General features: G+C 56.6%; 3 protein-coding genes. All 3 read left to right on the top strand.

The annotated features are described in order from the left end of the window. The first annotated feature begins 109 nt into the window (after nucleotides 1-109). A complete protein-coding gene (locus J4F42_15650; GenBank protein MCE2486948.1) occupies nucleotides 110-346 on the top strand; it encodes a hypothetical protein in 237 nt (78 codons plus the stop codon). Next, nucleotides 318-602: a putative addiction module antidote protein gene (locus J4F42_15645; protein ID MCE2486947.1), complete on the top strand. Its 285-nt coding sequence runs from the start codon at nucleotides 318-320 to the stop codon at nucleotides 600-602. The genes J4F42_15650 and J4F42_15645 overlap by 29 nt, the downstream gene beginning before the upstream one ends. Nucleotides 603-883: 281 nt before the next feature. Next, on the top strand, nucleotides 884-1,303 hold the full coding sequence (locus J4F42_15640; GenBank protein ID MCE2486946.1) for a tetratricopeptide repeat protein: 420 nt from the start codon (nucleotides 884-886) through the stop codon (nucleotides 1,301-1,303). Nucleotides 1,304-1,310 lie beyond the last annotated feature (7 nt).

Here is a 1,310-nt window from a genome sequence, read left to right as displayed (position 1 = left end):
TCCATTAGAGGGGCCCGATTGGGGCTATGAACAAAGCCCTGCCGGTGATTACCGAAAGCCCCCAGTCCCTCCACAGGCGCGTGCCCGTATCCAAACCCGCATTGACCGTATGGAACTGGGGAACTTTGGAGATCACAAGAGCGTTGGCGGAGGAGTCTCCGAACTGCGGATCGCCTTCGGCCCGGGCTACCGGCTGTATTACGGCCGGGAGGGGGACACTTTGGTGATTCTGCTGGGTGGGGGAACGAAGGTCCGCCAAGCCCGTGACATTGACGCCGCCCGGGCCTGCTGGCAGGCGTACAAACAGGAGAGGCGACATGCCCGTCAAAGCCCATCAAGCGAGTGACTATCTCAAGACGCCGGAAGACGTTGCGGCCTATCTGAACGCGGCAATCGAGGAGATGGGGGAGGACCCGCGTTTGCTCATGAAAGCCTTGCGTAACGTCGCTGCGGCGCAAGGCGGCGTGTCGGCGCTGGCGCGGCAAGCCAAGCTGGATCGGGTCGCGCTGTCTCGCGCCCTGTCTGGCCGGCGCCACCCCCGGCTGGACACGCTCGCCAAAGTGGTAGCCGCGTGTGGCGTCAAGCTCCAGTTTTCGGCGTAATGCCGTCATTCGGGCGCATCTTCTCACTATGCGACCAAGTGGCAAACGAGAGAAAAAACATCGCACCGAAAAAGCGTCACCGAGGCAGAGAGCGTCAACCTTCAATTCGTAGGGAGCAGACACAATGATCCTAGTTTTTGCAGGAGCCGGGGGGTCTGCTGCTGTGGATAAAAAACAGTATCCAACCACGGTCGAGTTCTTCAAGCGTCTTCCCGAGGAAATTATGCAGGACACTCAGCAGATTCCATGAACATCTGCGGGCGGTAGTGAGTCAAGCGGATATGGCGATCTTCGTCGGGTTCGCCTTCCGCGATTCTTATATCAACGGTATTCTCTCTGATCTTTCTCAAGACATTCCCAAATTTGTTATCAACAAAGGGGGCTCTCCTCCTGATTTTCTCGCCTTAGAGGATCGGGAGCATTCGGAGAACGGTCTCACAGCAGCCTCGGTTGATGCCTGTCTAAAAAGCTTGCGTCAACAAAAGGTCCAACTATCTCTCAGGCATGCACATACGAAGATTACGTCGAGAGATTACAAGGCCGCCATTGCGGACTACGACCGAGCAACTCAGATCGACCCTGATAACGCCATAGTCCTCAACGACCGGGGAATTGCTAAGCGCGCGCTAGGCGACCGTGAAGGCGCCGCGAAAGATTCTTCCAAAGCAAAGGCTATCAAGCAAAAGCTGAAAGAAGCTTAGAAGCGAT

Source organism: Desulfurellaceae bacterium (assembly GCA_021296095.1).
Taxonomy (GTDB): domain Bacteria; phylum Desulfobacterota; class Binatia; order Bin18; family Bin18; genus JAAXHF01.
The sequence above is the reverse complement of the archived record's forward strand: the minus strand, read 5'-3'. Positions and strand labels throughout refer to the sequence as shown.

Coding starts and splice junctions, on each gene's coding strand:
- J4F42_15645 (MCE2486947.1), top strand. CDS start 318: ATGCCCGTCAAAGCCCATCAAGCGAGTGACTATCTCAAGACGCCGGAA.
- J4F42_15640 (MCE2486946.1), top strand. CDS start 884: ATGGCGATCTTCGTCGGGTTCGCCTTCCGCGATTCTTATATCAACGGT.
- J4F42_15650 (MCE2486948.1), top strand. CDS start 110: ATGGAACTGGGGAACTTTGGAGATCACAAGAGCGTTGGCGGAGGAGTC.